Source organism: Streptomyces sp. HUAS 15-9, assembly GCF_025642155.1.
Lineage (GTDB): Bacteria > Actinomycetota > Actinomycetes > Streptomycetales > Streptomycetaceae > Streptomyces.
Map to the genome: position 1 here is coordinate 7,910,375 of NZ_CP106798.1, position 24,921 is coordinate 7,935,295.

The 24,921-nt window shown below is 70.9% G+C and carries 27 protein-coding genes and 1 pseudogene; 17 read left to right on the top strand and 11 right to left on the bottom strand.

Annotated features, from left to right (window positions below; all coding sequences use genetic code 11):
• Nucleotides 1-43: 43 nt before the first annotated feature.
• Nucleotides 44-1,075, bottom strand: coding sequence for a PHP domain-containing protein (locus N8I87_RS36010; RefSeq protein WP_263215044.1), 1,032 nt, complete (start codon nt 1,073-1,075; stop codon nt 44-46).
• A gap of 125 nt (nt 1,076-1,200) precedes the next feature.
• Between N8I87_RS36010 and N8I87_RS36015 the strand changes: the two genes are divergently transcribed.
• Entirely contained in the window at nt 1,201-1,449 is a 249-nt protein-coding gene (locus N8I87_RS36015) for a hypothetical protein (RefSeq protein WP_263215045.1), read from the top strand.
• Between the two features lie 17 nt (nt 1,450-1,466).
• Here the strand turns inward: N8I87_RS36015 and N8I87_RS36020 are convergent, their stop codons facing one another.
• Nucleotides 1,467-2,708 (bottom strand): ricin-type beta-trefoil lectin domain protein, encoded by a 1,242-nt coding sequence (locus N8I87_RS36020; RefSeq protein WP_263215046.1) that lies wholly within the window; start codon nt 2,706-2,708, stop codon nt 1,467-1,469.
• Between the two features lie 96 nt (nt 2,709-2,804).
• On the bottom strand, nt 2,805-3,320 hold the full coding sequence (locus N8I87_RS36025; protein ID WP_263215047.1) for a VanZ family protein: 516 nt from the start codon (nt 3,318-3,320) through the stop codon (nt 2,805-2,807).
• Nucleotides 3,321-3,561: 241 nt separating this feature from the next.
• Here N8I87_RS36025 and N8I87_RS36030 point away from each other — a divergent pair, with 241 nt between their 5' ends.
• The 6 genes from N8I87_RS36030 to N8I87_RS36055 are packed head-to-tail and all read left to right on the top strand — an operon-like array spanning nt 3,562 to nt 7,316.
• The gene (locus tag N8I87_RS36030) at nt 3,562-3,744 is read left to right on the top strand and encodes a hypothetical protein (protein ID WP_263215048.1); all 183 of its coding nucleotides are present in this window, start codon (nt 3,562-3,564) and stop codon (nt 3,742-3,744) included.
• Nucleotides 3,741-4,193, top strand: a complete 453-nt coding sequence (locus N8I87_RS36035; protein WP_263215049.1) for an MrpF/PhaF family protein — start codon at nt 3,741-3,743, stop codon at nt 4,191-4,193. The genes N8I87_RS36030 and N8I87_RS36035 overlap by 4 nt, the downstream gene beginning before the upstream one ends.
• On the top strand, nt 4,186-4,446 hold the full coding sequence (locus N8I87_RS36040) for a Na(+)/H(+) antiporter subunit B (RefSeq protein ID WP_263215050.1): 261 nt from the start codon (nt 4,186-4,188) through the stop codon (nt 4,444-4,446). The genes N8I87_RS36035 and N8I87_RS36040 overlap by 8 nt, the downstream gene beginning before the upstream one ends.
• The gene (locus tag N8I87_RS36045) at nt 4,443-5,183 is read left to right on the top strand and encodes an MnhB domain-containing protein (protein ID WP_263215051.1); all 741 of its coding nucleotides are present in this window, start codon (nt 4,443-4,445) and stop codon (nt 5,181-5,183) included. The genes N8I87_RS36040 and N8I87_RS36045 overlap by 4 nt, the downstream gene beginning before the upstream one ends.
• Before the next feature lie 19 nt (nt 5,184-5,202).
• Nucleotides 5,203-5,550 (top strand): sodium:proton antiporter, encoded by a 348-nt coding sequence (locus N8I87_RS36050; RefSeq protein ID WP_411577405.1) that lies wholly within the window; start codon nt 5,203-5,205, stop codon nt 5,548-5,550.
• Nucleotides 5,550-7,316: a complex I subunit 5 family protein gene (locus N8I87_RS36055; protein ID WP_263215052.1), complete on the top strand. Its 1,767-nt coding sequence runs from the start codon at nt 5,550-5,552 to the stop codon at nt 7,314-7,316. The genes N8I87_RS36050 and N8I87_RS36055 overlap by 1 nt, the downstream gene beginning before the upstream one ends.
• Here N8I87_RS36055 and N8I87_RS36060 read toward each other — a convergent pair whose 3' ends face one another.
• Nucleotides 7,317-7,979, bottom strand: coding sequence for a DUF4230 domain-containing protein (locus tag N8I87_RS36060; RefSeq protein WP_263215053.1), 663 nt, complete (start codon nt 7,977-7,979; stop codon nt 7,317-7,319).
• Nucleotides 7,980-8,136: 157 nt separating this feature from the next.
• Here N8I87_RS36060 and N8I87_RS36065 point away from each other — a divergent pair, with 157 nt between their 5' ends.
• Entirely contained in the window at nt 8,137-9,099 is a 963-nt protein-coding gene (locus N8I87_RS36065) for a ribose-phosphate diphosphokinase (protein WP_263215054.1), read from the top strand.
• A 64-nt stretch (nt 9,100-9,163) separates the two neighbouring features.
• On the top strand, nt 9,164-10,357 hold the full coding sequence (tuf, locus tag N8I87_RS36070; RefSeq protein WP_263215055.1) for an elongation factor Tu: 1,194 nt from the start codon (nt 9,164-9,166) through the stop codon (nt 10,355-10,357).
• Between the two features lie 10 nt (nt 10,358-10,367).
• Here the strand turns inward: tuf and N8I87_RS36075 are convergent, their stop codons facing one another.
• The gene (locus N8I87_RS36075) at nt 10,368-10,748 is read right to left on the bottom strand and encodes an anti-sigma factor antagonist (RefSeq protein WP_263215056.1); all 381 of its coding nucleotides are present in this window, start codon (nt 10,746-10,748) and stop codon (nt 10,368-10,370) included.
• 182 nt (nt 10,749-10,930) lie between these two features.
• Between N8I87_RS36075 and N8I87_RS44525 the strand changes: the two are divergent.
• Nucleotides 10,931-11,038 (top strand): annotated as a pseudogene (locus N8I87_RS44525) (AraC family transcriptional regulator); the annotation flags it as partial.
• A 124-nt stretch (nt 11,039-11,162) separates the two neighbouring features.
• Here N8I87_RS44525 and N8I87_RS36080 read toward each other — a convergent pair.
• From N8I87_RS36080 to N8I87_RS36090, 3 genes are all read right to left on the bottom strand, one after another.
• Entirely contained in the window at nt 11,163-11,726 is a 564-nt protein-coding gene (locus tag N8I87_RS36080; protein ID WP_263215057.1) for a TetR/AcrR family transcriptional regulator, read from the bottom strand.
• Nucleotides 11,723-12,085: a DUF1304 domain-containing protein gene (locus N8I87_RS36085; protein WP_263215058.1), complete on the bottom strand. Its 363-nt coding sequence runs from the start codon at nt 12,083-12,085 to the stop codon at nt 11,723-11,725. Before N8I87_RS36085 ends, N8I87_RS36080 begins: the two co-directional genes overlap by 4 nt.
• A 92-nt stretch (nt 12,086-12,177) precedes the next feature.
• Nucleotides 12,178-13,422, bottom strand: coding sequence for a PucR-like N-terminal domain-containing protein (locus N8I87_RS36090; RefSeq protein ID WP_491743943.1), 1,245 nt, complete (start codon nt 13,420-13,422; stop codon nt 12,178-12,180).
• Nucleotides 13,423-13,751: 329 nt separating this feature from the next.
• Between N8I87_RS36090 and N8I87_RS36095 the strand changes: the two genes are divergently transcribed.
• Genes N8I87_RS36095 through N8I87_RS36115 form a run of 5 tightly spaced genes read left to right on the top strand, consistent with a single transcriptional unit; the run spans nt 13,752 to nt 18,327 of the window.
• Nucleotides 13,752-15,713, top strand: coding sequence for an ATP-binding protein (locus tag N8I87_RS36095; RefSeq protein ID WP_263215060.1), 1,962 nt, complete (start codon nt 13,752-13,754; stop codon nt 15,711-15,713).
• A 5-nt stretch (nt 15,714-15,718) separates the two neighbouring features.
• Nucleotides 15,719-16,129, top strand: a complete 411-nt coding sequence (locus N8I87_RS36100; protein WP_030043913.1) for a roadblock/LC7 domain-containing protein — start codon at nt 15,719-15,721, stop codon at nt 16,127-16,129.
• A complete protein-coding gene (locus N8I87_RS36105) occupies nt 16,126-16,497 on the top strand; it encodes a DUF742 domain-containing protein (RefSeq protein ID WP_263215061.1) in 372 nt (123 codons plus the stop codon). The genes N8I87_RS36100 and N8I87_RS36105 overlap by 4 nt, the downstream gene beginning before the upstream one ends.
• Nucleotides 16,478-17,083 carry a GTP-binding protein gene (locus N8I87_RS36110; protein WP_263215062.1) on the top strand — a complete coding sequence of 202 codons (606 nt, stop codon included), beginning with the start codon at nt 16,478-16,480 and terminating at the stop codon, nt 17,081-17,083. The genes N8I87_RS36105 and N8I87_RS36110 overlap by 20 nt, the downstream gene beginning before the upstream one ends.
• Nucleotides 17,080-18,327 (top strand): cytochrome P450, encoded by a 1,248-nt coding sequence (locus N8I87_RS36115; protein ID WP_263215063.1) that lies wholly within the window; start codon nt 17,080-17,082, stop codon nt 18,325-18,327. Before N8I87_RS36110 ends, N8I87_RS36115 begins: the two co-directional genes overlap by 4 nt.
• A gap of 122 nt (nt 18,328-18,449) precedes the next feature.
• Here the strand turns inward: N8I87_RS36115 and N8I87_RS36120 are convergent, their stop codons facing one another.
• From N8I87_RS36120 to N8I87_RS36130, 3 genes are all read right to left on the bottom strand, one after another.
• The gene (locus tag N8I87_RS36120; protein WP_263215064.1) at nt 18,450-20,180 is read right to left on the bottom strand and encodes a hypothetical protein; all 1,731 of its coding nucleotides are present in this window, start codon (nt 20,178-20,180) and stop codon (nt 18,450-18,452) included.
• Nucleotides 20,181-20,358: 178 nt separating this feature from the next.
• On the bottom strand, nt 20,359-21,990 hold the full coding sequence (locus tag N8I87_RS36125; protein ID WP_263215065.1) for an amidohydrolase: 1,632 nt from the start codon (nt 21,988-21,990) through the stop codon (nt 20,359-20,361).
• 18 nt (nt 21,991-22,008) lie between these two features.
• Complete coding sequence (locus tag N8I87_RS36130; protein ID WP_411577323.1) at nt 22,009-23,367, bottom strand: APC family permease; 1,359 nt, start codon at nt 23,365-23,367, stop codon at nt 22,009-22,011.
• Between the two features lie 267 nt (nt 23,368-23,634).
• Here N8I87_RS36130 and N8I87_RS36135 point away from each other — a divergent pair, with 267 nt between their 5' ends.
• Entirely contained in the window at nt 23,635-24,354 is a 720-nt protein-coding gene (locus N8I87_RS36135) for a TetR/AcrR family transcriptional regulator (protein WP_263215066.1), read from the top strand.
• A 79-nt stretch (nt 24,355-24,433) separates the two neighbouring features.
• Nucleotides 24,434-24,898 (top strand): pyridoxamine 5'-phosphate oxidase family protein, encoded by a 465-nt coding sequence (locus tag N8I87_RS36140; protein WP_263216832.1) that lies wholly within the window; start codon nt 24,434-24,436, stop codon nt 24,896-24,898.
• Nucleotides 24,899-24,921: the final 23 nt, after the last annotated feature.

The window sequence follows — 24,921 nt, forward strand, 5'->3', positions numbered from 1 at the left end:
CATCCATGGGTGTTCCGGCCGGCTCGTTCGGCGGTGATCTGTGTCACTGCACCCGCGCAGGCACCCGGCCCTCCCGGGTCCAGGCCAGCAGCTCCGGGGCGGACCACGTGGTCACCACCCGCTCGGCGGGCACCCCGCACTCCTCGGCCCGGGCACAGCCGTGGATCTGCCAGTCCAACTGGCCCGGCGCGTGCGCGTCGGTGTCGATCGAGAACAGGACACCCGCGTCGACGGCCCGCCGCAGCAGCCGCAGCGGAGGGTCGAGCCGCTCCGGACGGCTGTTGATCTCCACGGCCGTGCCCGACTCGGCGCACGCGGCGAACACCGCGTCCGCGTCGAACTCCGACTCCGGCCGCCCCCGCCTCGTGACCAGCCGCCCCGTGCAGTGCCCCAGGATGTCCGAGAGCGGGTTGCGTACGGCGGCCAGCATGCGGCGGGTCATCGAGCGGGCGTCCATCCGCAGCTTGGAGTGCACGGACACCACGACCACGTCGAGCCGCTGAAGCAGCTCCGGCTCCTGGTCCAGCGAGCCGTCCTCCAGGATGTCGCACTCGATGCCGGTGAGCAGCCGGAACGGCGCCCAGGTGGCGTTCAGCCCCGCCACCACCTCCAGCTGCTCGCGCAGCCGCTCGGGCGACAGCCCGCGGGCGACGGTCAGTCGCGGGGAGTGGTCGGTCAGCGCCGCCCACTCGTGACCCAGGCGCTCCGCGGTGCGCCCCATCTCCCCGATCGGGCTGCCCCCGTCGGACCAGTCGGAGTGCAGATGACAGTCCCCGCGCACCTGCTCCCGCAGCCGCTCCCCGCCCCGGACGAGCGGGCCCCCGGCCTCCTCCTCCAGTGCGCGCAGATACTCGGGCACCTGCCCGGCCAGGGCCTCGCGCACCACCTGCGCGGTCTTCGGGCCGATGCCCTTGAGCGACTCCAGCGTCCCGGTGGCGGCGCGCTCGGCCACCTCGCCCTCGGGCAGTGCCGCGAGCACCCCGGCGGCGGTGCGGAAGGCACGTACCCGGTACGTCGGTGCCTGGGACCGCTCCAGCAGGAAGGCGATCCGGTCCAGAGCCTCGACGGGATCCATCGCCACCTCCACCTCCAGGGTTCCCCAGCGTCGACGGAGCCGCAGGACGGAGGGCGGGGGCCGGTCCGCCCCTGGTCAGTGACGTGCGTCACTCGCTCTCGCCGGTTGCGTTCTACGCTCTATGCATGACCGAAATAGGAGCCCCGCACATCTCCCACCCGCGCGTGATGGTGCTCGGGGTGATGACCGGAAGACCCGGCACCCCGCCCTTCCGCATCGTGGAGATCGACGGTCAGGTCGTCGCTGAGGCGCACGCCATCACCGACGTCCTGGAAACCGCCGCGGCCTTCGGTATCACCGTCCATGACCTGGACGACCCCGAGGTGATCCGCTGGGTGGGCGGCGACAAGTTCACCTGGGTGCCGCGCCACTAGACGCAGCCCCGGCACCCTCAGCCGACCGTCCACTTCTGGTTGGCGCCGCCCGTGCAGGTCCAGATCTGCAGCCGGGTGCTGTTGGCCGGATTGTTGCCGGTGACGTCCAGGCACTTGTTCGCCTGGGGGTTCACGATGTCGTGCCCCGCGGAGACGGCCCACTTCTGGTTCGGTCCACCGGTGCAGTCCCACAGCTGGACCGTCGAGCCGTCCGCGGTCCCGTTGCCGGTGACGTCCAGGCACTTGCCGAGCGCACGGAGGGTGCCGTCCGAGCCGACCGTCCACTTCTGCGCGCCGGTTCCGTTGCAGTCGTAGAGCTGTACGGGGGTGCCGTTGGCGGGGTTCGCCCCGGCCACGTCCACGCACTTGCCGGCCAGCCCCCTGATCGCGACCGCGGAGGCGGAGTCGCCCGTCGTCACCGAGACCGAGTCAACCACCAACTGCTGCGGGAAGACGGTGGAGCCGTCCGGGTCGCCGGGCCAGTAGCCGCCCACGGCCAGGTTCAGGATCAGGAAGAACGGCTTGTTGAACACCCAGATCCGCCCGCCCAGGTCGGCCGGTGTGCGCCGCTGGTAGACGTTCCCGTCCACCGACCAGGTGATCGAGTCGGGCGCCCAGTCGACGGCGAAGGTGTGGAAGGCGTCCGCGAAGGACTGGCCGCCGGGCAGCGAGTAGGCGGCACCGATGCCGCCCGAGCCGGAGTAGCCGGGGCCGTGGATGGTGCCGTGGACGGTCGAGGGCTCGTGGCCGACGTTCTCCATGACGTCGATCTCGCCCGAGTCGGGCCAGTTGACCGGTGTGCCGAGCATCCAGAACGCGGGCCACATGCCCTGTCCCCGCGGGATCTTCATCCGGGCCTCGACATGCCCGTACTGGGCGGTGAACTTCCCTGCGGTGTTCAGCCGGGCCGAGGTGTACTGGCAGCTGCCGTACCAGCACCGGTAGCCGGCCGGGTTCTCGCGCCGGGCGGTGATCACCAGATGGCCCTGGCCGTCCAGGGCCGCGTTCCTGTTGCCCGCCGTGTAGTACTGCCGCTCGTGGTTGTTGACGTTGTCGCCGGTCTCGGTCTGCCACTTCGAGGAGTCGGGCGCCGCGCCGGCCGGCCCGTCGAAGGAGTCCGAGAAGGTCACGGCGGCGGCGGAGGAGGCGTGGGAGGTGCCGGAGGTGTCCGCCTGCGCCGAGCCGATCGTGGCGGACGCGACCAGGGCGGCGGACAGGGCGGCGAACAGATGTCTGCGGAGCGGGCGTGGGGAGGCCATGGCTCTCCATTCCGGTGGGGGGCGGACGGGTCGCCACTTGATTTAAGGAGTGAGATAAGAGCGCGTCAAGAGTCTGGTCCGGACCAAATTCCGTGATCACTGTTTCCGCTCCCGCGTATGCACCCATCGCCCCAGTCGCCGTCCCAGAAGCAGGTAACCGCCCAGCGCACCCGCGGTGTTGAGGATGACGTCATCGATGTCGAAGGCGCGACCGGTCACCAGCGCCCCCTGCGCCAGCTCCACCAGCAGCATCACGATCACGGTGAGCAGCAGAACCTGCAGGATGCCGCGCGCCCGCGGCGCCAGCACCGGCACCAGCACCCCGAACGGGACGCCCAGCAGCAGGTTCCCGCCGATCTGCCTGACGGCGTCGCGCAGCCCCGGCTGGTCCAGATACGCCCTGAGTGAGCGGCCCGGATGCAGATTGCTGTGCGTGAGCGGGACCGATGCCGGGGACGGCTGCAGGGTGAGCCGGGCCAGGACGACGGCGAACGCCACCATGAAGACGAACGCGCACACCATCGCGAGCAGCCGTAACGGGGTGGGCAACGCGCGACGAACGCCTTTGGCCGTCCGCTTCGCCTTGCGCGGGCTCGGGGCGGTGCGGGCCATTGGTTCCTCCAGTCTTGAACCTCCCCGCGTGGTAAGGCGGTTACCCCGAGGAGGTGGAGAGGATGCCGCCGACGGGGCGGGCGGTGGGCGCACGCCCCCGTTTGCGCTCGCGCCCCCAGGGCACTCGACCCCAGGCCCGCGCGCCGCCGATCGCACCGGCCCCGGCGGTGCTTGGATGCCAGAAGCGGCGAATCGGACATCATGCCGCGCGCGAGTCGAACAGGGCCCGAGGAGGTGGCGCGTGAACCGGCGTACGGCACTCCTCGCGGGGAGCGAGCTCCTGGCCTGGTGGGCCGGCCTCGCCCTGCTGTGGCTGGTGCTCATCAGCACGGTCGACACCCTGGAGCGCGTGGTCGCAGCGGGCGCCGCCGCCGTGGGCGCACTCGCGGCACGAGCCGGGCGACGGGCGGTGACCTGGCGGTGAACGGCTGGATCCTCGCGGGGACGGTGGTGCTGGCCGGCGGAGCAGGCGCGGCCGTATGGGGTGTGTCGACCGGTCCGCTGCGGCGCCGGGTCGTGGCCCAGAACCTGTCCACGTCGGTGGTCTGCCCGAGCCTGCTGCTCCTGTCCCAGGGCTACGGCCGCCCGGCGTACGTCGACCTGGCTCTCCTGCTCGCGCTCCTCGGCCCGGTCGGCACGCTCGTCTTCGCGCGGCTGCTCGCCGCTGAGCTGGAGCGCGATCCTGCCAGTGCCTGGGGGCCGACCTTCGCCGCCGCGGGGCTCGGCACGCTGACCGTCCTCGTGCTGTGCGTGGCCGTCGGACCCGGCCGGGCGATGGTGAAGCTCCTGGTCGTCGGTGCGCTGCTGGTCGGCGGCAACCTCGTCGCCTCACGGGCGTTGTCCGGCGGGTTCCGGGGGGTCCGCCGTGGCTGACGCGGTCATCGTCGTCGCTCTGCTGCTGGTGGCCGTCGCGGCCACCGCGGCCGTGGTCACCCGCGATCCGGTCCGCCAGGCCCTGGTCCTGTCCGTCCTCGGGGTCGTGCTCGCCGTCCTGTTCACCGTCCTTCAGGCCCCCGACGTCGGTCTGTCGCAACTGGCCGTCGGAGCCGCTCTCACCCCGCTGCTGATCATGCTTTCGGTGCGCAAGGTGAAACGGCACGCACGGTCGAAGGACGGCGAACGATGAGCCGGCGCGCCCGGCTGTGGGTTCTCGGCTTCGGCGGCGTGGGCCCGGCCGTCCTGCTCGTGGCCGCCTGCCTGGACCTCCCGCCCTTCGGCGGCCGTTCGCATCCGTACGGCGATCGCGCCGTCCGCGCCTCCCTGGCCCGGCACATCGCCAACACCATCGCCTCGGTCAACTTCGACCAGCGCGCCTACGACACGCTCGGCGAGATGAGCATCCTGTTCGCCGCCGTGCTCGGCTGCGTGGTCCTGCTGCGGCAGACCCGCGACGAACACCGGGCCCGGCCCGAACCCGCTCAGGTCCCCCCACCGGTGCGCCGATACGCCCTGATCGTGCTGCCCGTCGCCCTGGTCACCGGCCTCTACGTCGTCGCCCACGGCCAGCTCAGCCCGGGCGGCGGCTTCCAGGGCGGGGTCGTCGCCGCGACCGCCCTGCACCTGCTGTACCTGGGTGCCGACTACCGCGCCCTGGAACGCGTCCGCCCCGTCGGCGTCTTCGAGGTGGGCGACTCGCTCGCCGCCTCCGCCTACCTCGTGCTGGGCCTCGCGGGCCTGCTCGCCGGGACCGCGTTCCTCGCCAACACGTTCCTGCCGTACGGCACGTTCAACACGCTGTCCTCCGGCGGCACCGTCCCCCTGCTGAACGCGGCCATCGGCATGGAGGTCGCCTGCGCCGTCGTCGTCCTGCTCGCCCGGTTCCTGGACCAGGCGGTCGAGATCGAGGAGGAGAACGGGAGATGAGACCGTTGTGACCGCCGTGCTGCGCGTCCTTCCGTACCTGGTCGCCGTCTGGATCTTCCTGACCGGCTGCTATGGCCTTGCGACCAGCCGCAATCTGATCCACGCCGTCGGCTGTCTGGCCGTGTGCCAGTCCGCCACGTATGTGCTGCTGCTGTCCGTGGGGTACCGCGACGGCGGCACCGCACCGGTCTTCTCCGACATCGCGCCCGGATCACGACCGGTGGTCGACCCGGTCGTACAGGCTCTCGCCCTCACCGATGTCGTCGTCGGTGCCACGGTCACCGCGCTGCTGCTCGCCCTCGTCCTGCAGATCTCCAAGCGGCACGGCACCGTCGACCCCGATGAGCTCTCGGAGCTGCACGGCTGATGCATCATCTGCTCCCACTGCTCGTCGCCCTTCCGCTGCTCGCCGCCGCCCTGCTCATCGCCGCCGGCCGCCGCCTGCCCCGCGTCGCCGCGGAGACCGTCGGCTGTGCGGTCTCCGGCGGCACGGCCGGCCTCGCGCTGGTGCTTCTGGTCAACTCCTCGCCTCCGCTGGTCGAATGGGCCGGCGGCTGGGTGCCCGTGGACGGCGAGAGCGTCGGGATCGTGCTCGTCGGGGACGGGGCGGGGCTCGGCATGGCCGCGCTCGCCTCCGTGCTGACGCTGGCGGCCCTGGTGTACTCCTGGCACTACTTCGACGAGCCGCCGCGCCGCCACGCGGGCTCGTTCCCCGCCCTGATGCTGGTCTTCCAGGCCGGCATGTGCGGGTTCGCGATCGCGGGGGACCTCTTCAACGCGTTCGTGTTCTTCGAGCTGATGAGCGTCGTCGCCTACGCACTGACCGGCTACCGGGTCGACGAGGCGAGGGCTGTGCAGGGCGCGCTGACCTTCGGTGTGGTCAACTCGCTCGGCGCGTACGCGATTCTGCTGGGCATCGCCCTGCTGTACGCCCGTACCGGCGAGCTCGCCATGACGAAGATCGGGCGCGGTCTCGATGCCGCGGCCGCGCCCGGCGGGCCCGACGCCCTGGTTCTCGCGAGCTTCGTCCTCGTCCTGACCGGACTGCTGGTCAAGGGCGCCGCCGTTCCCTTCCACTTCTGGCTGCCGGACGCGCACGCCGTCGCGCCCACGCCGGTGTGCATGCTGATGTCCGGCGTCATGGTCGAGCTCGGCGTGTACGGCGTCTGGCGGGTGTACGGCACCGTCTTCGCCGGACCCGGCGGCATCCCGCCCGCCGACCTGGAGCGGACCCTGGTCGTACTCGGTGTGCTGACCGCCGCCGTGGGCGCCGTGATGTGCTGGTACCAGCGCCACATCAAACGGCTGCTGGCCTACTCGACGGTCGCGCACACGGGCCTGTTCCTCATCGCCATCGGCGTCCTCACCCCCGAGGCCGACGACGGGGCCGCGCTGTACCTCCTCGGGCACGCCGGAGTGAAGGCCGCGCTGTTCGCCTGTACGGGCATCCTCCTCGACCGCTACGGCAGCGTCGACGAGCACGAACTGCACGGCAGGGCCCGCCGACTGCGCACGGTCGGCGTGCTGTTCGCCGTCGGCGCTCTCGGACTCGCAGGGCTGCCGCCGTTCGGCACCGCCCTGGGCAAGGCCGTCACCGAGGAGGCCGTGGGCGGTCCGCTCACCGTGCTGTTCGTCGTCGCGTCCGCGGTGACCGGGGGAGCGGTGCTCCGGGTCGGTGCCCGGGTGTTCCTGGGCCTGGGGCCGAAACCCAGCACGGACTCGGCGTACGAGACCACCGGTTCCGGTGAACGGCCCGAGACCCGGCGCCGGCTGTCCCGCGTCCCCGACACCATGACCGTGGTACCGGCGCTGCTGCTCGCCGCGTCGCTGGCCGTCGGAGTGGCCCCCGGCTTCGGGGAGGCCGTGGCGCACGCCGTGAACGAGGCCGGGTCCGGGGGAGCCGTCGCCCCCGTGCACTGGACCGTGACGGGGGTCCTGTTCGGGCTGGTCTCGTCCGCGCTCGCGGTGGCGCTCGCGGCCGTGGCCGTCACCCGCCCCGCGCTGCTCGCCCCCGACGGGGCACGATGGCTGCGGCGCCTGGCGTCGGGGCACATCGGCGACTATGTGGCCTGGGTGCTGGTGGGCGCCACACTGATCGGCGCCCTGGCCCTGCCCGGTGTGCTGGGCGCCTGATCAGGACCCGTACGACACATGCACCTCCTTGAAGCCCAGGGAACCCAGCAGGCCCTGGAGCATGCCGGTGGTGTTCGTCTCGGCCCGTGCGGTCAGCCCGCTGCCCGTGGCCGCCTCGCCGATGTGGCGTACGGCGAGCCGCTGCACGGCGTGCTCGCTGTCGGGGTTGTCCGAGAAGAGGTCGCCGAGCCGGTCGATCAGGCCGCGCTGCTTGGACACGGTGTAGGAGTGGTCGGCGTCGAGAGCCGGCCTGCCGAGCCGCGCGTGCGGCAGCCGGAGGGTGGCGGAGGTGCGGTCGCCGTCGACCGACACGTCCTTCTCACCGAGCTTGCCGAGGTCGACGTACGCGTCCACGGTGCCCGCCCCGACATACAGGGTGCGGGTGCCGCGGATCGCGGACGGCAGGTACCTGGCGTCCTTCTCCAGGTCCACGACGACCTGGAAGGTGCCGGAGGCGGCGTCGTAACGGCTGATGTCCTGGATGGACTTGAGGAGCGCGGGGCCGGACCGGTCGTGCGTCTCGGTGCCGAAGAGGTCCCCCAGGCCGGGGAGCACGGCCAGCCTGATTCCCGCGAACAGCACCGCGAGCACCAGGACGAGCGCGGTCACCAGCTTTGCCCACAGGGGCATGCGTGTCGGCAGGGCCTTGATGGACGTCGTCATGTCGACGGCCCTCCTTCCTACCGTGCGCATTCCCGCCAAAACCGTTGCCAGGCCGGTGCGTTGACCGAATGGCCCACCTGACGTAGGTGCGCCGGGCGCACGGGCGGTGTCAGTAGCATGAGCCCGCAGCCCGTAATGATCATGCGAGGAGCGGATCGTGCGTGACATCGCCGTCTTCAGTGGCAGTGCCCATCCCGAGCTGGCACAGGAGGTCTGTGCGCACCTCGGCGTGCCGCTCAGCCCCACCCGGGTCAGCCGGTTCGCCAACGACTGTCTGGAGGTGCAGCTTCAGGGCAACTGCCGGGAGCGGGACGTCTTCATCGTGCAGCCGCTGGTCAAGCCGGTGCAGGAGCACCTGGTCGAGCTGCTGATGATGTGCGACGCGGCCCGGGGCGCCTCCGCGGGCCGCATCACGGTCGTCATGCCGCACTACTCCTACGCCCGCTCCGACAAGAAGGAGGCGCCCCGTATCTCCCTCGGCGGCCGTCTGGTCGCCGACCTCATGGTGGCGGCGGGCGCGAGCCGCGTTTTGGCCATGACCCTGCACTCGCCGCAGGTGCACGGATTCTTCTCGGTGCCCGTGGACCATCTGCACGCGCTGCGTGAACTCGCCGCGCACTTCCGGCAGTACGACCTCACGCGCACCACCGTGGTCTCGCCGGACCTGGGCAACGCCAAGGAGGCCGCCGCGTTCGCCCGGCTGATCGGCGCCCAAGTCGCGGCCGGTGCCAAACAGCGGTTCTCGGACGACCGGGTGAGCATCAGCTCCGTGATCGGCGAGGTGACCGGGCGGGATGTCATCGTGCTGGACGACGAGATCGCCAAGGGCAGCACGGTGATCGAACTCCTGGGAAGGCTACGGGAGTCGGGGCCGCGCTCGATCCGGGTGGCCTGCACGCACGGGCTGTTCGCGGCGGGCGCCCTGAAGCGGCTGACCGAGCAGCCGGACGTGCTGGAGATCGTGTGCACCAACACCGTGCCGGTACCGGTGGAGGACATCGAGGAGCACAAGGACAGACTGCGCGTTCTGTCCATCGCCCCGGCGCTCGCCGAGGCCGTACGCCGGATTCACAACGGTGAGTCCGTCAGCGCCCTGTTCGACGCGCCCCGGAGCGAATAGACATGAAGGACGAGAGGCAGCGGAGCCGCACTTGACATCACCCACGTGACCAGGAGGGTCGGCAGTGGCGAAGGCGAAGTTCGAGCGGACCAAACCGCACGTCAACATCGGCACCATCGGTCATATCGACCATGGCAAGACGACCCTCACGGCCGCCATCACGAAGGTGCTGCACGACAAGTTCCCCGAGCTCAACCCCTTCACGCCGTTCGACCAGATCGACAAGGCGCCGGAGGAGCGTCAGCGCGGCATCACCATCTCCATCGCGCACGTGGAGTACCAGACCGAGCGCCGGCACTACGCGCACGTCGACTGTCCGGGGCACGCGGACTACATCAAGAACATGATCACCGGTGCCGCCCAGATGGACGGCGCGATCCTCGTCGTCGCGGCCACCGACGGGCCGATGCCGCAGACCAAGGAGCATGTGCTGCTGGCCCGGCAGGTGGGCGTGCCCTACATCGTGGTCGCGCTCAACAAGACGGACATGGTGGACGACGAGGAGATCCTGGAACTCGTCGAACTGGAGGTGCGCGAGCTGCTCACCGAGTACGAGTTCCCCGGCGACGACGTGCCGGTGGTGAGGGTCTCCGCGCTCAGGGCGCTGGAGGGCGACCCGCACTGGACCGCCTCGGTACTCGAACTCCTCGACGCCGTCGACGAGTTCGTGCCGGAGCCGGAGCGCGACGTGGACAGGCCGTTCCTGATGCCGGTCGAGGACGTCTTCACCATCACCGGCCGCGGCACGGTCGTCACCGGCCGGATCGAGCGCGGCACGCTGAGGGTCAACAGCGAGGTGGAGATCATCGGCATTCATCCGCAGAAGACGAGGACCACGGTCACCGGTGTCGAGATGTTCCGCAAACTCCTCGACGAGGGGCGGGCCGGGGAGAACGTCGGCCTGCTGCTGCGGGGCGTCAAGCGGGAGGAGGTCGAGCGCGGCCAGGTCGTCATCAAGCCCGGCTCGGTCACACCGCACACGGTGTTCGAGGCACGGGCGTACATCCTGTCGAAGGACGAGGGAGGCCGGCACACGCCGTTCTTCGACAACTACCGCCCCCAGTTCTACTTCCGCACCACCGATGTGACCGGTGTGGTGACCCTGCCCAAGGGCACCGAGATGGTCATGCCGGGCGACAACACGACCATGCGCGTCGAGCTGATCCAGCCGATCGCCATGGAGGAGGGCCTGAAGTTCGCCATCCGGGAGGGCGGGCGGACGGTGGGCGCCGGTCAGGTCACCAGGATCATCACGTAGGCGGACGGGGTCACAACGAGCCGGACGTGGCCTCGGGCTGGCCCAGGGCCGCGTCCAGGGTCGGCTGCGGGGGCAGCAGCCGCGAGAGTCCGGTGAGCCGGAAGACGCGCAGGGTCAGCGGGTGGGTGCAGACCAGCTGCAGCTGCCCGTCGCGGTCGAGCACCCGGCGCCGGGCCCGGTACAGCAGGCGCAGCCCCGAGCAGTCGAAGAACTCGATGTGCCGCAGGTCGAGCACGATCCGGGCACCGGTCCGGTCCGTCACCCGGTCCAGATACGGAGCGATCTCCGTGGCCGCGGCGATGTCGATCTCGCCGCGGAACTCCAGCACCGTGTGACCGCGGTCCTGGTGGACACGCAGATGCCGGGACAGCGATGCCGGGTCCTGTCGCACGGCCGAACCACCTCCCACCCGCACCCGGAAACTGTTCCCCGCCCAGCAAGTTACCCTCGATAGAGGGAATTTGAGCATGTTCGATTGACATATGTCTTCCAGTTTGGCGCATGTCTTCCCGTGTCGCGGGTGACGTACCTCCGACAACACGCACCCGGCGCTGGTGACGGGCCCGGGAGTGCCTGGAGCGGCTCGGCGAACCGCTGAGCCTGACCGAGCTCGCCGGTCACGCGCGGATGCGCCTGCGCACCTTCGCCTGCCGCAGGCGTACCGGGATACGTTCCGGGCGACCCGCTGATCTTCGAACGTTACGGCCTGGTGCCGTGTCGTAGGACCGGAACGGGAGCCGAACCCCCGACGGGGTGGAGGTCTGGCCTCTGATGCGGCACGGCGGCCCGGCCTGCCGGTGACGCGTCACCGGCTCATGTGCAGCGCCACCAGCAACTGCCAGACCTGGTCGGCGACTTCGTCCGAGGAGGCCGTCAGGAGCCCGTGCAGCCAGTCGGCGAGCACACCGGCGAAAGTGGCGGCCACGGCCGAGGCGACCAGCGGGGCGTCCGCGGCGCCCGCCAGCTCCCGCTCGGCCAGGCTGCGGGCCCGCAGATCCCGGTGCAGGACCCGGCCCAGCGGCCCGCCGCCGCCCGGCGTGAGCAGAGTCCGGTACAGGGCCGCGTGCGGGGCGAGGCCCGCGAAGAACTCCCGCAGCGCGGGCGGGGCGTGCACCGGATCGGGGCGCCCGCGCCAGGCGTGCAGCGCGTCGACCGCGTCCCGTACGACGTCCGCGCAGGCGTCGACCGCGAGTGCCTCCAGGCCGTCGTAGTGCACGTAGAAGGTGGCCCGGCCGACCCCGGCCCGGCGTGCCAGCGCGGCCACGCCCACCTCCTGCAGGGGCCGCTCGGCGCACTCCTCCAGCAGGGCGGCGCGCAGCCGTGCCCGGGTGCGCGCGGCCCGCGGGTCCTCGGGTGCGGGCCGGGTCACCGCGCGAGGAGCACGGCGGTCAGGGCGAGCGCGCCGGGCAGCGCCTGGGCGAACAGGATGCGGCGGTTGGCCGTGAGCGCACCGAACACGCCCGCGACGACCACACACGACAGGAAGAACACCTGGACCCGGAAGCCGGTCGGATCGGCGGCGATCAGTCCCCACGCCAGGCCGGCCGCCAGGAAGCCGTTGTAGAGCCCCTGGTTGGCGGCGAGCGGCGCGGTGGCCCGCGCCATCTCCGGGTCGAAGCCGTGCAGCGCCCGGCCCGGCTTCTTCTGCCACAGGAACATCTCCAGCACCAGGATGTACGCGTGCAGCGCGGCCACCAGGCCGACCAGCACGTTCGCCACGATTTCCATGATCGGCGGACTCCTCACCCCACTCGCTGCTTGGACAGGTGTCCAATATAGTCGGACACCTGTCCAATATAGCTGGACAGGTGTCCATGAGGTCACCCCGGGTCGCCCGACCCGGTTCCGCCGCCCCTGCGGAGCTCCCGGGCGCGCAGGGCCAGCTGCATCTCGAAGCGGGCCTCCGGGTCGTGCAGCAGCCCGCCGAACAGCTCGTCCAGCTGCCGCATCCGGTAACGCACCGTCTGCGGATGCACGGCCAGCCGCCCGGCGACCTCGGGGACGCCCCGGCCGGACTGGAGCCAGCTCAGCAGGGTCTCCGCCAGCCGTTCGCGCTGCGGCGGGCGCACCTGTGCCAGCGGGCGCAGCCGGCGCTCGGCCATGGCGTCCAGCAGCGCGTCGTCGCGCAGCAGCAGAAGCGTGGACAGATGGTCCTGGCAGCGCACGATCCCGGAGTCCGCCTCGGTGGCCACGAGCACACCCCGGCGCACCAGATCCAGCGCCTCGGCCGCCCAGTGCAGCGATCTCGCCCCCTCCTGGAGCGCGACCGTCGGCCCCATCGCCGCCCGCAGTCCGTTCAGCGCCCCGGCCACCGCCCGCCCCCGGCCCGGCCCCTCCGGGTCGGGCACGACCAGCAGCGCGGGCTGCACATCGAACCGGGCCAGGAACTCCGGCGGCACGATGGGCTCCGCCCCCGACCACTGCCCGTGGTCCACCGCCACCACCGCCACGGCTCGCGGCACCGTCCAGCGCGCGGCGTGCGCGAGATCCGCGATCGCCTCGGCCGAGGCCGGGGGATCGGCGGTGAGCAGATCGACCAGGCGTGCCCGGCGCTGCTGGAGCTCACCGGCCGCGTGCAGACGTGCCTCGGTGTAGCCCGCCGTCGTCGCGGCCGCCATCTCGTCCAGGTGCAGAAACAGCGCTTCGCCGAAGGCGCCCAGCACATGGCGGGGCAGCAGGCCCTTGTCGACCAATGCGTTCACCCGGCGCCAGGTCACCCGTGCGCCCAGGCGCAGCGCCGACTGGAACGAGTCGAGGCTGCGTCCCTCCTCGGCCTCACCGCGGCCGATGCGCTGGTACGTCGCCTTCACGGGCTCCCAGTCGGTGTCCGGTTTGGCCATCCGCTCCAGGAATCCCTGCAGCGCGTGGTCCACACCGAGATGCACACCCTGCATGTAAGTGTCGTCCATCGGACGCGCGTACTCCGGGATCTCCGTTCTGATCGCCCGGACGACCTCCTCGGTGATATCGGCGAAAAATGGTCTCAGTCGGTCGGGCAGACCTGGCGGCAACGACTTGAACGGGCCGCGAATGTCGACTGCCCCCGCTGCGGCTCTCTTCGGCACGGCAGTGACGATACCGGCGAGTAACCCGTGGGGGCTCATCAATGGAAGACAGTTGTCCGGGTGCGAGTTGTCCCTCGGTGACAAGCGGGGTGTCGGTAAGTTCCCTGGTCTGTAAGGGTGTTTGTCGATTTGTGGCTCCTGTCGGAGGGTGACGGAACCCTCACGTCCGCGACTGCCTGAAGTTGATCCTTTGGGGTTCAAACCCGATAAGCTCCGGACCGGCACTGCGAGTTGACGCCTTCCTTGGATGGGCCGGCCCGTAGTGCGTACTCATGAGTGCGGCCTTTGCACACCCCCCGTTTCGATCGTGTTGCTTTCGAAGGATGCAGATGGAACTCGCCACTCCGCCACCGGCGGCGCGGGCCCCTGTCGCCTGGTACAGCTGGTGGCTGATGCCACTGGCCTTAGGAGGTGGGACGGTTGCCGCCACGTTCATGAGCTCCGAGCGAATAACCGCCGCCGTCGTCGGCGCCGCCGCGACCGCGGCGAGCTCGGTCTGCGTGCGGCTCCTGCTCCGCTCGCAGAAACAGCTGCGCCGCGCCGAGGGCAGCTTCCGCTCCTCGCAGGCCGAGCACTCCCAGCAGTGGCAGCAGCATGTCGCCACCCTGGAACGTAAGTTCAGCTCCGAGCGCGCCACCCTCGAGGCCCAGCTGAACGAGCAGGCGGCCGCCTATGAGGCCCAGCTCAGTGAGCACACCGCGGTCTACGAGGCTCAACTCGGCGACAACGCACGGGCATACGAGGAGCGGCTGGCCGAGCAGGCCAAGTCCTACGAGGCGCAGCTCACCGACCGGGCCGAGGCCTGGCAGGAACAGGCCGTGCATCTGCGGACCGCCGTCGCCCGGCTCGCCGGCGAGCAGCTGCCCGACGCCCTGAAGCGACTGCGCGCCGGTGACGCAGTCGACGACCTGCTGCCCGCGACGGACCGGTCGACGAAGCTCGACGTGGAGCTCCAGGCAGACCTCCGCAGGATTCTGCGGACCTCCCTGATCGGTGTCGAGGAGGAGTTCAACCGCTCGACCTCGGCCGAACAGGCCGTGATCAGCATCGGCAACCGCATCCACGTCCTGACCAGCAAGCTCCGTGGCCGGCTGCACGAGATGCAGGGCGAGCACGGCCGGCTGCCCGCGGTGGCCAGGGGCCTGATGGAACTCGACCAGGAGCTCGGCCCCGCCGACTCGCTCGCGGCGAGCATCGGCGTGCTGGGCGGCTCGGACCGGCCGGGACGGCAGTGGCAGGAGCCGCAGCGACTGCTCAGCGTGGTCCGCGGCGGCATCGGCCGGATCAAGGACTTCCATCGTGTCGAGGTACGGCATCTGCCCGAACTCGGCGTCGACGGCGGCCTGGTGGACCACCTCACGCTGATCTTCTCCCACCTGCTGGACAACGCTGCCCGTTACTCGCCGCCCACCGAGCCGGTGTTCGTCTCCGGCAAGGAGGTGCCCAACGGCGTCGGCATCGAGATCCAGGACTCCGGCAAGGGCCTGAGCGAGGAGAAGAAGCGCGAGGCCGAGCAGTCCCTCACGGGCACCGCGGCCGGTCCCGGACTCGGCGGGATCTCGGAGGACGCCAACATCGGCCTGCGGGTCGTCGGCATCCTCGCCCGCCGCTACGGCATCCGGGTCACCTTCGCGGATTCGCCCTGGCTCGGTACCTCGGTGGTCGTCGTGGTCCCGCACAAGTACTTCAGCCCCCTCGCGGCGGCCACCTCGGCGACCGCGCCCGCCGCCCCGGCCACCCCGACCGCCACGCCACCGGCGACGCCCGCACCGCAGAGTCCGGAGCCCGCCGAATCCGTGCAGGCCGACGGCACGGGCCTGGTGGACACCACACCGGGCGGACTGCCCCGGCGCAGGAGCAGGCGCCGCGAAGTGGAGGCGGAGGAGGCTCAGTCACCCCAGCCGGCCGACCGCGCCGACAGCACCAAGGTCGCCGCGGTGCCCCCGGACGAGTCCTTCGTCGGCCTGGCCGCCTTCGCCACGGCCGGACGCGAGTCGGCGGGGCCGGAGACGGCGACCGGACCGGAGACGCCGACCGCGGACCGGTCCTCCACGGAATTCGGGATTCCGGTCACTGCCGGGCATGAGTCCGCCGAGGAGGACACCCTCGGCCTGCGGCGGGAGTCCGCCGTACCGGGGACGGACGACGACCGCGCGCACGGCCGGGGAGTCGAGCCGGTGGAGGCGGCGGCCCACGACCGCGCGTCGGGCCCCGGACCCGAATCCGCCGTGGCACCCGCGCCGTTCGACGGCGGCGAGTCCACCGAGCACCGAATTGAAGAGAGCGACTAGTCCACATGACGCAACAGGGAACCGACGTGAGCTGGGCGCTCCGCGATCTGGTGGAGAGCATCCCGGAGATCCGCTTCGCCCTCGTGGCCTCCAGCGACGGCAAGGCCATCACCTCCTTTGGCGCCGAAGACCCCGACGACGTTGACCGCTTCGCGGCCGTGGTGGCCGGCCTGCAGGCACTGGCCCAGCCGGTCGCCGAGCAGTTCCCCAAGTACGCGGGCCAGTTGCGGCTCGCGATGATCGAGGTCGACGGGGGTCATCTGTTCGTCGTGCGGGCGGGCGTCGAGACGTATCTCGGCGTCCTGGCCCGTGAAGGACTCGACCAGGGCCTGCTGGGACACCAGATGAGGGACCTGGCCCGCAGGATGGGTGAGCTTCTCGGCACCACTCCGCGCCTGGAGGAGCACTCTGGATGAGTGCTCCCCGCCCGCCCACGGACCCGTCCGGACTCGAGCGCTACTACGTCCTCACCAGGGGGCGCAGCAAGCCGGGCGGGTCGGCGTCGAGCCTCGACGTGGCGACCCTCATCGTCTCCCGCACCGCGCCCTCACCGGGGATGCAGCACGAGCACGAGGAGATAGTCCGGCGCTGCCGCGATCCGCTGTCGGTGGCCGAGCTCGGCGCCCATCTCGGATTGCCCTTCAACATTCTCGCGGTGCTGTTGGCGGATCTGCTGGACGCAGGCCGTATTGAAGCCCGTGATCCCATTCCGGCGCATCACGCCGGACGCGGGCCCGACCTCGCGCTCCTCCAGGAGGTACTCAGTGGACTGGAAAGGCTTTGACCATCCCGGCGAACCCGCCGCCGGGGGCACCCGCTCGGTCAAGGTGATGATCGCCGGCGGGTTCGGCACCGGAAAGACCACCATGGTCCGCTCCGTCAGCGACATCAAGCCGCTCACCACCGAGGAGACCCTCACCCAGGCCAGCGTCGAGGACGATCATCTGATCGGCGTCGCCGACAAGGCCGAGACCACCGTCAGCCTGGACTTCGGCAAGATCAGCCTCAATGAGAGCCTGATGCTGTACCTGTTCGGGACGCCGGGCCAGGAGCGCTTCTGGTTCCTGTGGAACGGCCTGTTCAAGGGCGCGCTCGGCGCGGTGGTGCTGGTGGACACCCGCCGGCTGGCCTCCAGTTTCCGGGCGATCGAGGAGATGGAGCGGCAGGACGTGCCCTTCGTCATCGCGCTGAACATCTTCCCGGACTCCAAGCAGCACCCGATCGAGGAGATACGGGACGCCCTGGACATCTCCCCGGACATCCCCGTCGTGGCGTGCGACGCCCGCGACCGGGCCTCCAGCCGTGACGTACTGATCGCCCTGATACGTCATTTGAAGGAACGCTCCGCCATTGCACTGGAGCCCCGATGAACGATCAGAATCTCGACGGTCCCGACGCCCCCCGCGGCTGCCCGGTCGCGCACGGTTCGGGCGAACTGGCCCGGCTGTACGGGCCCGAGGCGGCGACCGACCCGCTCGGCATCTACGAGCGGCTGCGCAAGGAGCACGGCTCCGTCGCGCCGGTGCTGCTGGAGGGCGACATCCCCGCCTGGCTGGTGCTGGGCTACCGAGACAGCCGGCGGGTGCTCGACAATCCCCGCCAGTTCGCCCGGGACGCGCGGACCTGGCGGGACTGGCGGGAAGGACGGGTCGCGGAGACTTCCGCGCTGATTCCGATGCTCGGCTGGCGTCCCGACTGTGTGTCCCAGGACGGCGAGCCGCACCGCAGGCTGCGCGGCGCCGTTAGCGACGTGCTGCAGGCTGCTGCCGGCCGCGGTATCCGGCGCCACGCCACGCACTTCGCCAACAAGCAGATCGACGCGTTCGCGGTCAACGGCCGCGCCGATCTGGTGGCGGACTACGCCGACTATCTGCCGATGCTCGTGATGACCCGCATTCTGGGGCTTGCCGAGGCGGAGGGGCGTCGGCTGGTCGAGTCCTGCGCCCAGGTGCTCAAGGGCGGCGAGGACGCCGTGGTGCACGACGGCAGGATCAGGGAGATCTTCGGTGAACTCGCCGAGCGCAGGCGGTCCGAACCCGCCTCCGACCTCGCCACCGACCTGCTGGAGCATCACGCGGCTCTCGACCACGACGAGGTCGTCCACCACCTGCGCGTGGTGCTGATCGCCGCGCACGTCACGACCAACCTGCTGGCCCGGGTGCTGCAGCTGATTCTGACCGACGCCTCCCGGCTCTCCGGGCTGATCAGCGGTCAGCTGAACATCTCGGCGGTGGTGGAGGAAGTCATGTGGAACTCTCCGCCGCTGGCCGTCCTGCCCGGGCGCTTCGCCGCCAGCGATGTCGAACTGGGCGGGCACCGCATCGAGGAGGGCGACCTGCTCGTTCTCGGTCTCGCCCCGGGCAACCTCGACCCCGAGGTCCGGCCCGACCCCGGTGTCTCGGTGCAGGGCAACCAGGCGCACCTGGCGTTCGGCGCGGGCCCGCACGAGTGCCCCGGGCAGACGATCGGGCAGTCCATGATCGAGGTTGCGGTGGACGTCCTGCTGCACCGGCTGCCGGGCCTGCGGCTGGCCGTGCCGGCGGAGGAGCTCACCACGACCGCCTCCACCTGGGATTCCCGGCTGGACAGGCTGCCGGTCGAGTTCCCGGTGTGAGCACACTGCTGCCCGGTCGGAATCCCGACCGGGCAGCGCCGCTGCCGCACACGGCCGGCAGGTCGTCCACAAAGCCCCGTCCGGCCGGCTCCGCGGCGGCGACCTGGAACAGGATCGAGGCGTCAGCCGTCGAGCCAGTCGCCTGCGAGGCCCGTGGGACGGTATCCCGTGGCGTTCCAGAGGAAATGCGGGTGGGCGCAGCCGAACATGTAGGCGAGCAGCGCGGTGTCTTCCCTCCCGGTTTCAGGGTCGTACAGGGTGTAGAAGTATTCACATCCGACTGCGCCGGCGTCCTGTTGGACCTCACGAGCGCGGTCCGGGGACGGCGCGGCGCTGGATGCCTCCACGGCGGCGATGTACGTGCGGCGCAATATCTCCCATGTGCCGTCGGTGTTGCCGTACCAGGGGCCGTGCAGCGCTTCGAAGGCATGGAGCTCGGCGTCGAAGAGGGGCCATGTCCGGGGGTATTGGGCCCGGCAGCGTGCGGACAGCTCGGCGGCCCGGGTGCTCAGCGCTGGTGCGGTGGGCCGCGGGGCGATGGTGAGGGTGGTGCCGTGGGTGAGGATGCCGGTGCATGCGTTGGGCTGCAGGTCGCAGAGCGGGCAATCCTCGGCCGGGGGGAGGCCCTGGGTGATGCCGTCGAACCACAGGGCGTGGCGGCCCGTGAGCCCCAACCAGGCGACGGTGCTGGTCATCAGCCAGGTGTTCCACATCGGGGGATGCGCCTCGGGCATGCAGCCGTACTTGACGATGGCGATGGCGCAAGCAGCGTAGACGGCCTTGGTGTGGGTGGGCATGTCGGCGAGCCAGAAGTTGCTGATCTCGCCGGTGAGGGCGTCGGCTCGTACGTCGGTCATGTCGTCGATGACGCGGCACAGCAGCAGGGAGGCGAGGTGTTCTTCCTGCCAGAGTTCGGTGTCGGGTGAGACGTGCCAGAACAGGCAGTCCAGCATCTGCAGGAGTGCGTAGGTGCTCTGGCCGAGCGGGTTGGTCTGGGGGAGCACGACGCTGCCCGCGTGGTGCTGTTGGAGCCAGTACTCGTCGACGGATCGCTTATGGGCTGCGTAGAGTCCGCAGACCAGGGCCCGTGCGCTGTTGGTACTGAAACTCTCGGCCAAGCGGCCTTCGACGAGTTCGGTGAGGCGCGTGGTGTCGATGGTTTCGATCACGCGTTTGTACTCGTGGAAGAGGAGGATGTCGTCTTCGAAGCGGTCGCGGTAACCAAGGTCTCGTTCAAAGTCGTTCAGCTGCCGGGCGTAGGACCATCCGCCGGTCAGGACGCTGTCGAGTTCCCGGCGGTATGGCCAGGCCTTGACGGTGAGGGGACGACCGGCGCTCTGCCGCCAACCGTAGTCGTCCAGCGTGCGTGCGGGGGGCGTGGGCAGCCGACGGCACAGAGAGCAGTCGCAGCCGGTTGTCTGCTCCTCCTCGCGCGGCGGGGTGAACGCCCGGCTCCTCCAGGCCCCCTCCAGCATCGCGCAGGTCAGTCGGCAGACCTCGATATCGGTGCTGACTTGGGGGAAGGCTGCCTCGATCATGTCGAGGCTGGTGTCGAGGTGCCTCAACCTGGCGTAGCCCTCCTCGTCGGGCGGGAGGAACGCGCGCGACGCCAGTTGGAGGGCTCCCTCCACATGCAGCGTGGCGCTGGAGCCGGGGGATCCGAGTGCGTCCAGCCGCTGCCGAGCGGCGTCCTGACATATTCGGTACTGCTCCGTGATCCCATTGATGCGCTGCGCAAAGAGGCGGGCCAGGGCGTTCCCCGCCTCCGCGGACTGGAGCTGGGCGCTCGGCTGCGCCGGGAACAAGCTGCCGGGGGTGTCCAAGGGGAGGCCGATCCTGACGTCCTGAGGCATGCGCTTCCTTTCGGGAGACGGACCGCAGAGTCCCCCGGCCCTGCGAACGGGCGGTCGTCACGACCGCCCGCGCACTCGAACTGAGCTTCGTGGTACGAAAGTTGACCGAGAAGCGATACGAGGCTGCCCAGAGCCTAAATGATCTACACCGTGACTTGGTCGTGACGTGTGTTACTGCTTATGCATCATGAGTCGCGTATACTCGCGCGCCCCCCACATAGGTCAGCGCCACCTTCGTCTCCGCGATCGTCTCCGGCGGCCCCGCGAACGGGTCGCGGTCCAGGACCACCAGGTCGGCGAGCGCACCGACGCTCACCCGGCCGGCGTCGTCCAGATGGTTCACATACGCCGTACCCGCCGTGTACGCCGTGAGGGCCTGCGCCAGTGAGAGACGTTCACTCGGCAGGAACACCGGCTCCGCTCCACCCGGCTCCACCCGGTTGACCGCGACATGGATGCCCTGCAGCGGATCGGGGCTGCTCACCGGCCAGTCACTGCCCGCCGCCAGCCTCGCCCCGAAGCGCAGCAGCGCCCCGAACGGGTACTGCCATGCGGCCCGTTCGGGCCCGAGGAAGGGGATGGTCAGCTCGTCCATCTGAGGCTCGTGAGCGGCCCACAGCGGCTGGATGTTGGCGGTGGCGCCGAGCCGGGCGAAGCGCGGCACGTCGTCGGGGTGCACGACCTGGAGGTGCGCCAGATGCGGCCGGGTGTCGCTCGGCCCGTTCGCCGACCGCGCCGCCTCGATCGCGTCCAGTGCGTCGCGTACGGCCCGGTCGCCCAGCGCATGGAAGTGGCACTGGAAACCGAGGGCATCCAATTCGGCCACATATTTGGGGAGTTGGGCCGGGTCGACAAAGCTCCTGCCCCGATTGGCGGTGGCACAGCCGCACTTGTCCAGATACGGGTCGAGCAGCGCGGCGGTGCCGTTCTCCGCGACCCCGTCCAGCATCAGCTTCACACTGCCCGCACGGAACCGGCCGTGGCTCGACACGGCCCGCCGCTCGACGAGTTCGGGAATCTGCCCGGCCCCGCGCTCCCGGTCCCACCACAGGGCGCCGACCACCCGCGCGGTGAGCGAACCGTCCCGGGCGGCCGTCAGATACGAATCGGACGGATCGTCCATGCCGAGGAAGTCCCCGACCAGGGCGTCCTGCCAGGCCGTGATGCCGAGTGCGTGCAGATGCCGCTGGGCGTGCAGCAGGGCCGCCAGCCGGTCGGCGGCGGTGGTCGGCGGGACGAGACGTCCCACGAGCTGCATCGCCCCCTCCTGGAGCGTGCCGCTCGGCTCGCCAAAGGCGTCCCGCTCGATGCGTCCGTCGGCCGGGTCGGGCGTGTCCCGGTCGATGCCGGCCAGCTCCAGGGCGCGGCTGTTGACCCAGGCGCCGTGGTGGTCGCGGTTGGGCAGATAGACCGGCCGGTCGGGAACCGCGGCGTCCAGCAGCTCCTTCGTCGGCGTACCGCCCTCGAAGGCCTCCATCGACCAGCCGCCGCCGAGGATCCACTCCCGCTCGGGATGAGCGGCGGCGTACACGCGGACGGCGGCCAGCGTCTGTGCGGCGGTCCTCGTCCCGGTCAGGTCGCACTGGGTGAGTTCGAGCCCGGCCGGCACGGGGTGGACGTGCGCGTCCTGGAAGCCGGGCAGCAGCAGCCGTCCGGCGAGGTCCACCACCTCCGTGCGGGGCCCGGCGAGTTGGCGCACCTCGTCGTGTCCGACGGCGGTGATCCGGTCACCCGTGACGGCCACGGCGGTCGCCGTGCGGCCCTCGGGGGTGAGGACGGGGCCGCCGGTGAAGAGGAGATCAGCGTGCATGTTCTCGTTCCTTGGAGGTCAGTTGGGGGTGGCGAGCAGCTGCGGCGCGTCGGCGTCCGTGCCCTCGCCGGTGCGGAAGTACGGGGAGCGGCGCACCCACTTGGCATACGCGGCGACGACGAAGCCGGACGTGATCATCGCCAGTGGCATGAGCAGCAGGAACCAGCCGTTGTCCGCGCGGAGTTCGAGACGGTCGGTGGAGGTGTAGAAGGACCAGCCCAGATAGCCTCCGAGGCCCAGGAGCGCGGCGGCGCTCAGCGCGGGCAGCACCACCGCCCGCACGCCCTGCCAGGGGTCGGTGCGGAGCAGGGAGCGGAAGCGTACGGCGGCGGCGAGCGCGGTGAGCGCGTAGGAGAGCGCGACGACGATGCCGACGGCGTTCACGGTCGCCAGGATCATGTCGGCGAGCCGCGGGATCACCAGGGCGAGCGCGGCCACCGCGGCGGCGATCGCCCCGATCAGCAGCGTGCCGGCCGCCGGTGTCCAGTACCGGGTGCTGATCCTGGACCACACCGGGCCGACGGTACGGTCCCGGCTCATCGCGAACATGCCGCGCGCCGTGGGAATCACCCCGGCCTGCAGCGAGGCCACGGCCGAGAACATCAGGGCGACCAGCGGCAGCGCGGCCAGCGGCTGTGCGGCCAGCCGGTCGCCGAAGTACGCCAGGCCCTCGGCTCCGTGCCCGGCCAGCTCCTGCTCGGAGAGCACCCGCTGGAAGGCGACCGAGCCGAGCAGGAACAGTCCCAGCATCGTCACCAGAGTGATCATTCCGGCCCGCGAGGCGTCCCGTGGGTCGCGGACCTCCTCGTTGACGCTGAACGCGACCTCGAAGCCCCAGTAGCAGAACACCGACAGCAGCATCCCCTGCGCGAGCGCCGACGCCGAGGGGATGGCGAAGGGGTCGAACCAGGACAGGCTGAAGTCGTGCGGGCCTGCGACGATGCCGTAGCCGCAGAACCCGAGCAGCACGACGTACTCGAAGACCAGCAGGCCGGTCTGCAGCCGCGCCGCGGTGCGGATGCCGGTCACGGCGGTCAGTGTGACGGCGATCAGGATGCCGATGCCCACCGCCGTCGACTGCGCGGTCGACCCCGGATCCAGCGCGAGCCCGGCCGGCCGGTGCAGCCCGGCCTGGCCGGCCAGCTGCAGGATCGACGACCCGGTGACCGCCGTGGTGTACGCGAGGAACGCGATCGACGCCGAGAGGTTCACCCAGCCGACCATGAAGCCGAGCCACGGGTTGAGCGAACGCCCCACCCACACGTACCCGTTGCCGGCGTTGGGCTCCACCTTGTTCAGCCGGGAGAAGGCGCCCGCGATGCCGAGGATCGGCAGGAACGCCAGCAGCATGATGGCCGGCAGATGCAGCCCGACCACCCCGGCCGTGACACCGAGTCCGATGCCGATGCTGGTGGTCGCGGCCGTGCTGGACGCGGCGACGGCGACGCCGTCGAGACTCCGAGGGACTTGCGCAGCTCCTGCCGCTGGGGCGGGTAGGCGCCGTAGGGCGTTTCGGTCATGGCCAGCTCTCCGCTCGCACCGGGGGGCCTGGTCGGCCCCGGTGACCGCACATGAAACTGTCCGTGTACTTCACAGGTCAACGCTGTTGTCATAAGGTCCCCGCACACCCCAGGGGAGGCTGCCATGAGCGAACGCGTCGTTCCGCCCGCCGCCCGCCGGCGCAGACGCCCCACCAAACAGGGCGTGGTCCTGTCCGAGAGGCTGATCGTCGAGACGGCGCTGCGCCTCATCGAGGAGCACGGATCCGACGCCCTCTCCGTCCGCCGCCTGGGACGGGCGCTGGGCGCCGACCCCAGCAGCCTGTACCGCTACTTCCGGCACACCGACGATCTGATGCTCGCCATCGCCGACGAGCTCATCGGCCGTACGATGCGCAGCTGGCGGCCCACCGGCGACTGGCGCGCCGACCTGCGCGACCTGGGCCTGCGCATGCACGCGGGAGCCCTCGCGCACCCCCGGGCGGCGGTGCTCAGCTCCTACCGGGTGACCGGGCGCGTGCACGAGATCCAGGCCGTGGAGACCGCCCTCGGCGTGCTGCGCGACGCCGGCTTCCCCGACGCCGAGGCGGTACGGATCTACCACGCCTTCATCGACCAGGCGCTGGGCTTCGGCGCCCTGGATTCCGCCAATGTGTCCCTGCCGAGGCCCGTCCGGGAGGCCGAGGCGGAGATCTGGCGGGCGACCTACGCCCGGCTGCCCGCCCACACCCACCCGCACATCGCCGCCACCGCGCGCCACCTCGTGGCCTCGATGCGGGGCAGCGCGTACCCGGCCGCCCTGGACCTGCTGCTGAGCGCGGCGGCGGCCCGGCTGTCCGAAATCAGGGCGGCAGCGGACGGGTGACGGTCACACTGGTCCGAGTCCGATCGTCAGCCCCATGAGCTCCGTCCCCCCGGACCCGTCACGAGGAGGCCGTACGACGATGACCCCGCCGCCCGCCCGCACCGCCGAACAGCGTATGCAGGACACGCTCCACCGGCTGGAGCACGACGAGGACCTCTGGGTCGCCACCGCGTCCGCCGACGGGGGAGCGCCGTATCTCGTCCCTCTGTCCTTCGTGTGGGACGGCACGACCCTGCTGCTCGCCACTCCGGCCGCCAGTCCCACCGGCCGCAACCTGACGGCGACCGGCACCGCACGGCTGGGCGTCGGACCGACCCGGGACGTGATCATGATCGAGGGCGACGCCGAGCCGCTGAGCCCCGACGAACTGGCCGAGGAGGAGGCCGACCGGTTCGCCGTGAAGACCGGTTTCGACCCGCGCCGGCTCACCACCCGCTACTGGTACTTCAGGATCCGCCCGACCCGCGTGCAGGCCTGGCGCGAGGCCAATGAACTGGACGGACGCGAGCTGATGCGCGACGGGAAGTGGCTGGTGGGCGACTGAACCGGGCGGCCGGGGACAGCCGG

Coding starts and splice junctions, on each gene's coding strand:
- N8I87_RS36085 (WP_263215058.1), bottom strand. CDS start 12,085: ATGGAAATCGTGGCGAACGTGCTGGTCGGCCTGGTGGCCGCGCTGCAC.
- N8I87_RS36015 (WP_263215045.1), top strand. CDS start 1,201: ATGACCGAAATAGGAGCCCCGCACATCTCCCACCCGCGCGTGATGGTG.
- N8I87_RS36045 (WP_263215051.1), top strand. CDS start 4,443: ATGAGCCGGCGCGCCCGGCTGTGGGTTCTCGGCTTCGGCGGCGTGGGC.
- N8I87_RS36120 (WP_263215064.1), bottom strand. CDS start 20,180: ATGCCTCAGGACGTCAGGATCGGCCTCCCCTTGGACACCCCCGGCAGC.
- N8I87_RS36115 (WP_263215063.1), top strand. CDS start 17,080: ATGAACGATCAGAATCTCGACGGTCCCGACGCCCCCCGCGGCTGCCCG.
- N8I87_RS36025 (WP_263215047.1), bottom strand. CDS start 3,320: ATGGCCCGCACCGCCCCGAGCCCGCGCAAGGCGAAGCGGACGGCCAAA.
- N8I87_RS36135 (WP_263215066.1), top strand. CDS start 23,635: ATGAGCGAACGCGTCGTTCCGCCCGCCGCCCGCCGGCGCAGACGCCCC.
- N8I87_RS36095 (WP_263215060.1), top strand. CDS start 13,752: ATGGAACTCGCCACTCCGCCACCGGCGGCGCGGGCCCCTGTCGCCTGG.
- N8I87_RS36010 (WP_263215044.1), bottom strand. CDS start 1,075: ATGGATCCCGTCGAGGCTCTGGACCGGATCGCCTTCCTGCTGGAGCGG.
- N8I87_RS36105 (WP_263215061.1), top strand. CDS start 16,126: ATGAGTGCTCCCCGCCCGCCCACGGACCCGTCCGGACTCGAGCGCTAC.
- N8I87_RS36055 (WP_263215052.1), top strand. CDS start 5,550: ATGCATCATCTGCTCCCACTGCTCGTCGCCCTTCCGCTGCTCGCCGCC.
- N8I87_RS36100 (WP_030043913.1), top strand. CDS start 15,719: ATGACGCAACAGGGAACCGACGTGAGCTGGGCGCTCCGCGATCTGGTG.
- N8I87_RS36020 (WP_263215046.1), bottom strand. CDS start 2,708: ATGGCCTCCCCACGCCCGCTCCGCAGACATCTGTTCGCCGCCCTGTCC.
- N8I87_RS36060 (WP_263215053.1), bottom strand. CDS start 7,979: ATGACGACGTCCATCAAGGCCCTGCCGACACGCATGCCCCTGTGGGCA.
- N8I87_RS36125 (WP_263215065.1), bottom strand. CDS start 21,990: ATGCACGCTGATCTCCTCTTCACCGGCGGCCCCGTCCTCACCCCCGAG.
- N8I87_RS36140 (WP_263216832.1), top strand. CDS start 24,434: ATGACCCCGCCGCCCGCCCGCACCGCCGAACAGCGTATGCAGGACACG.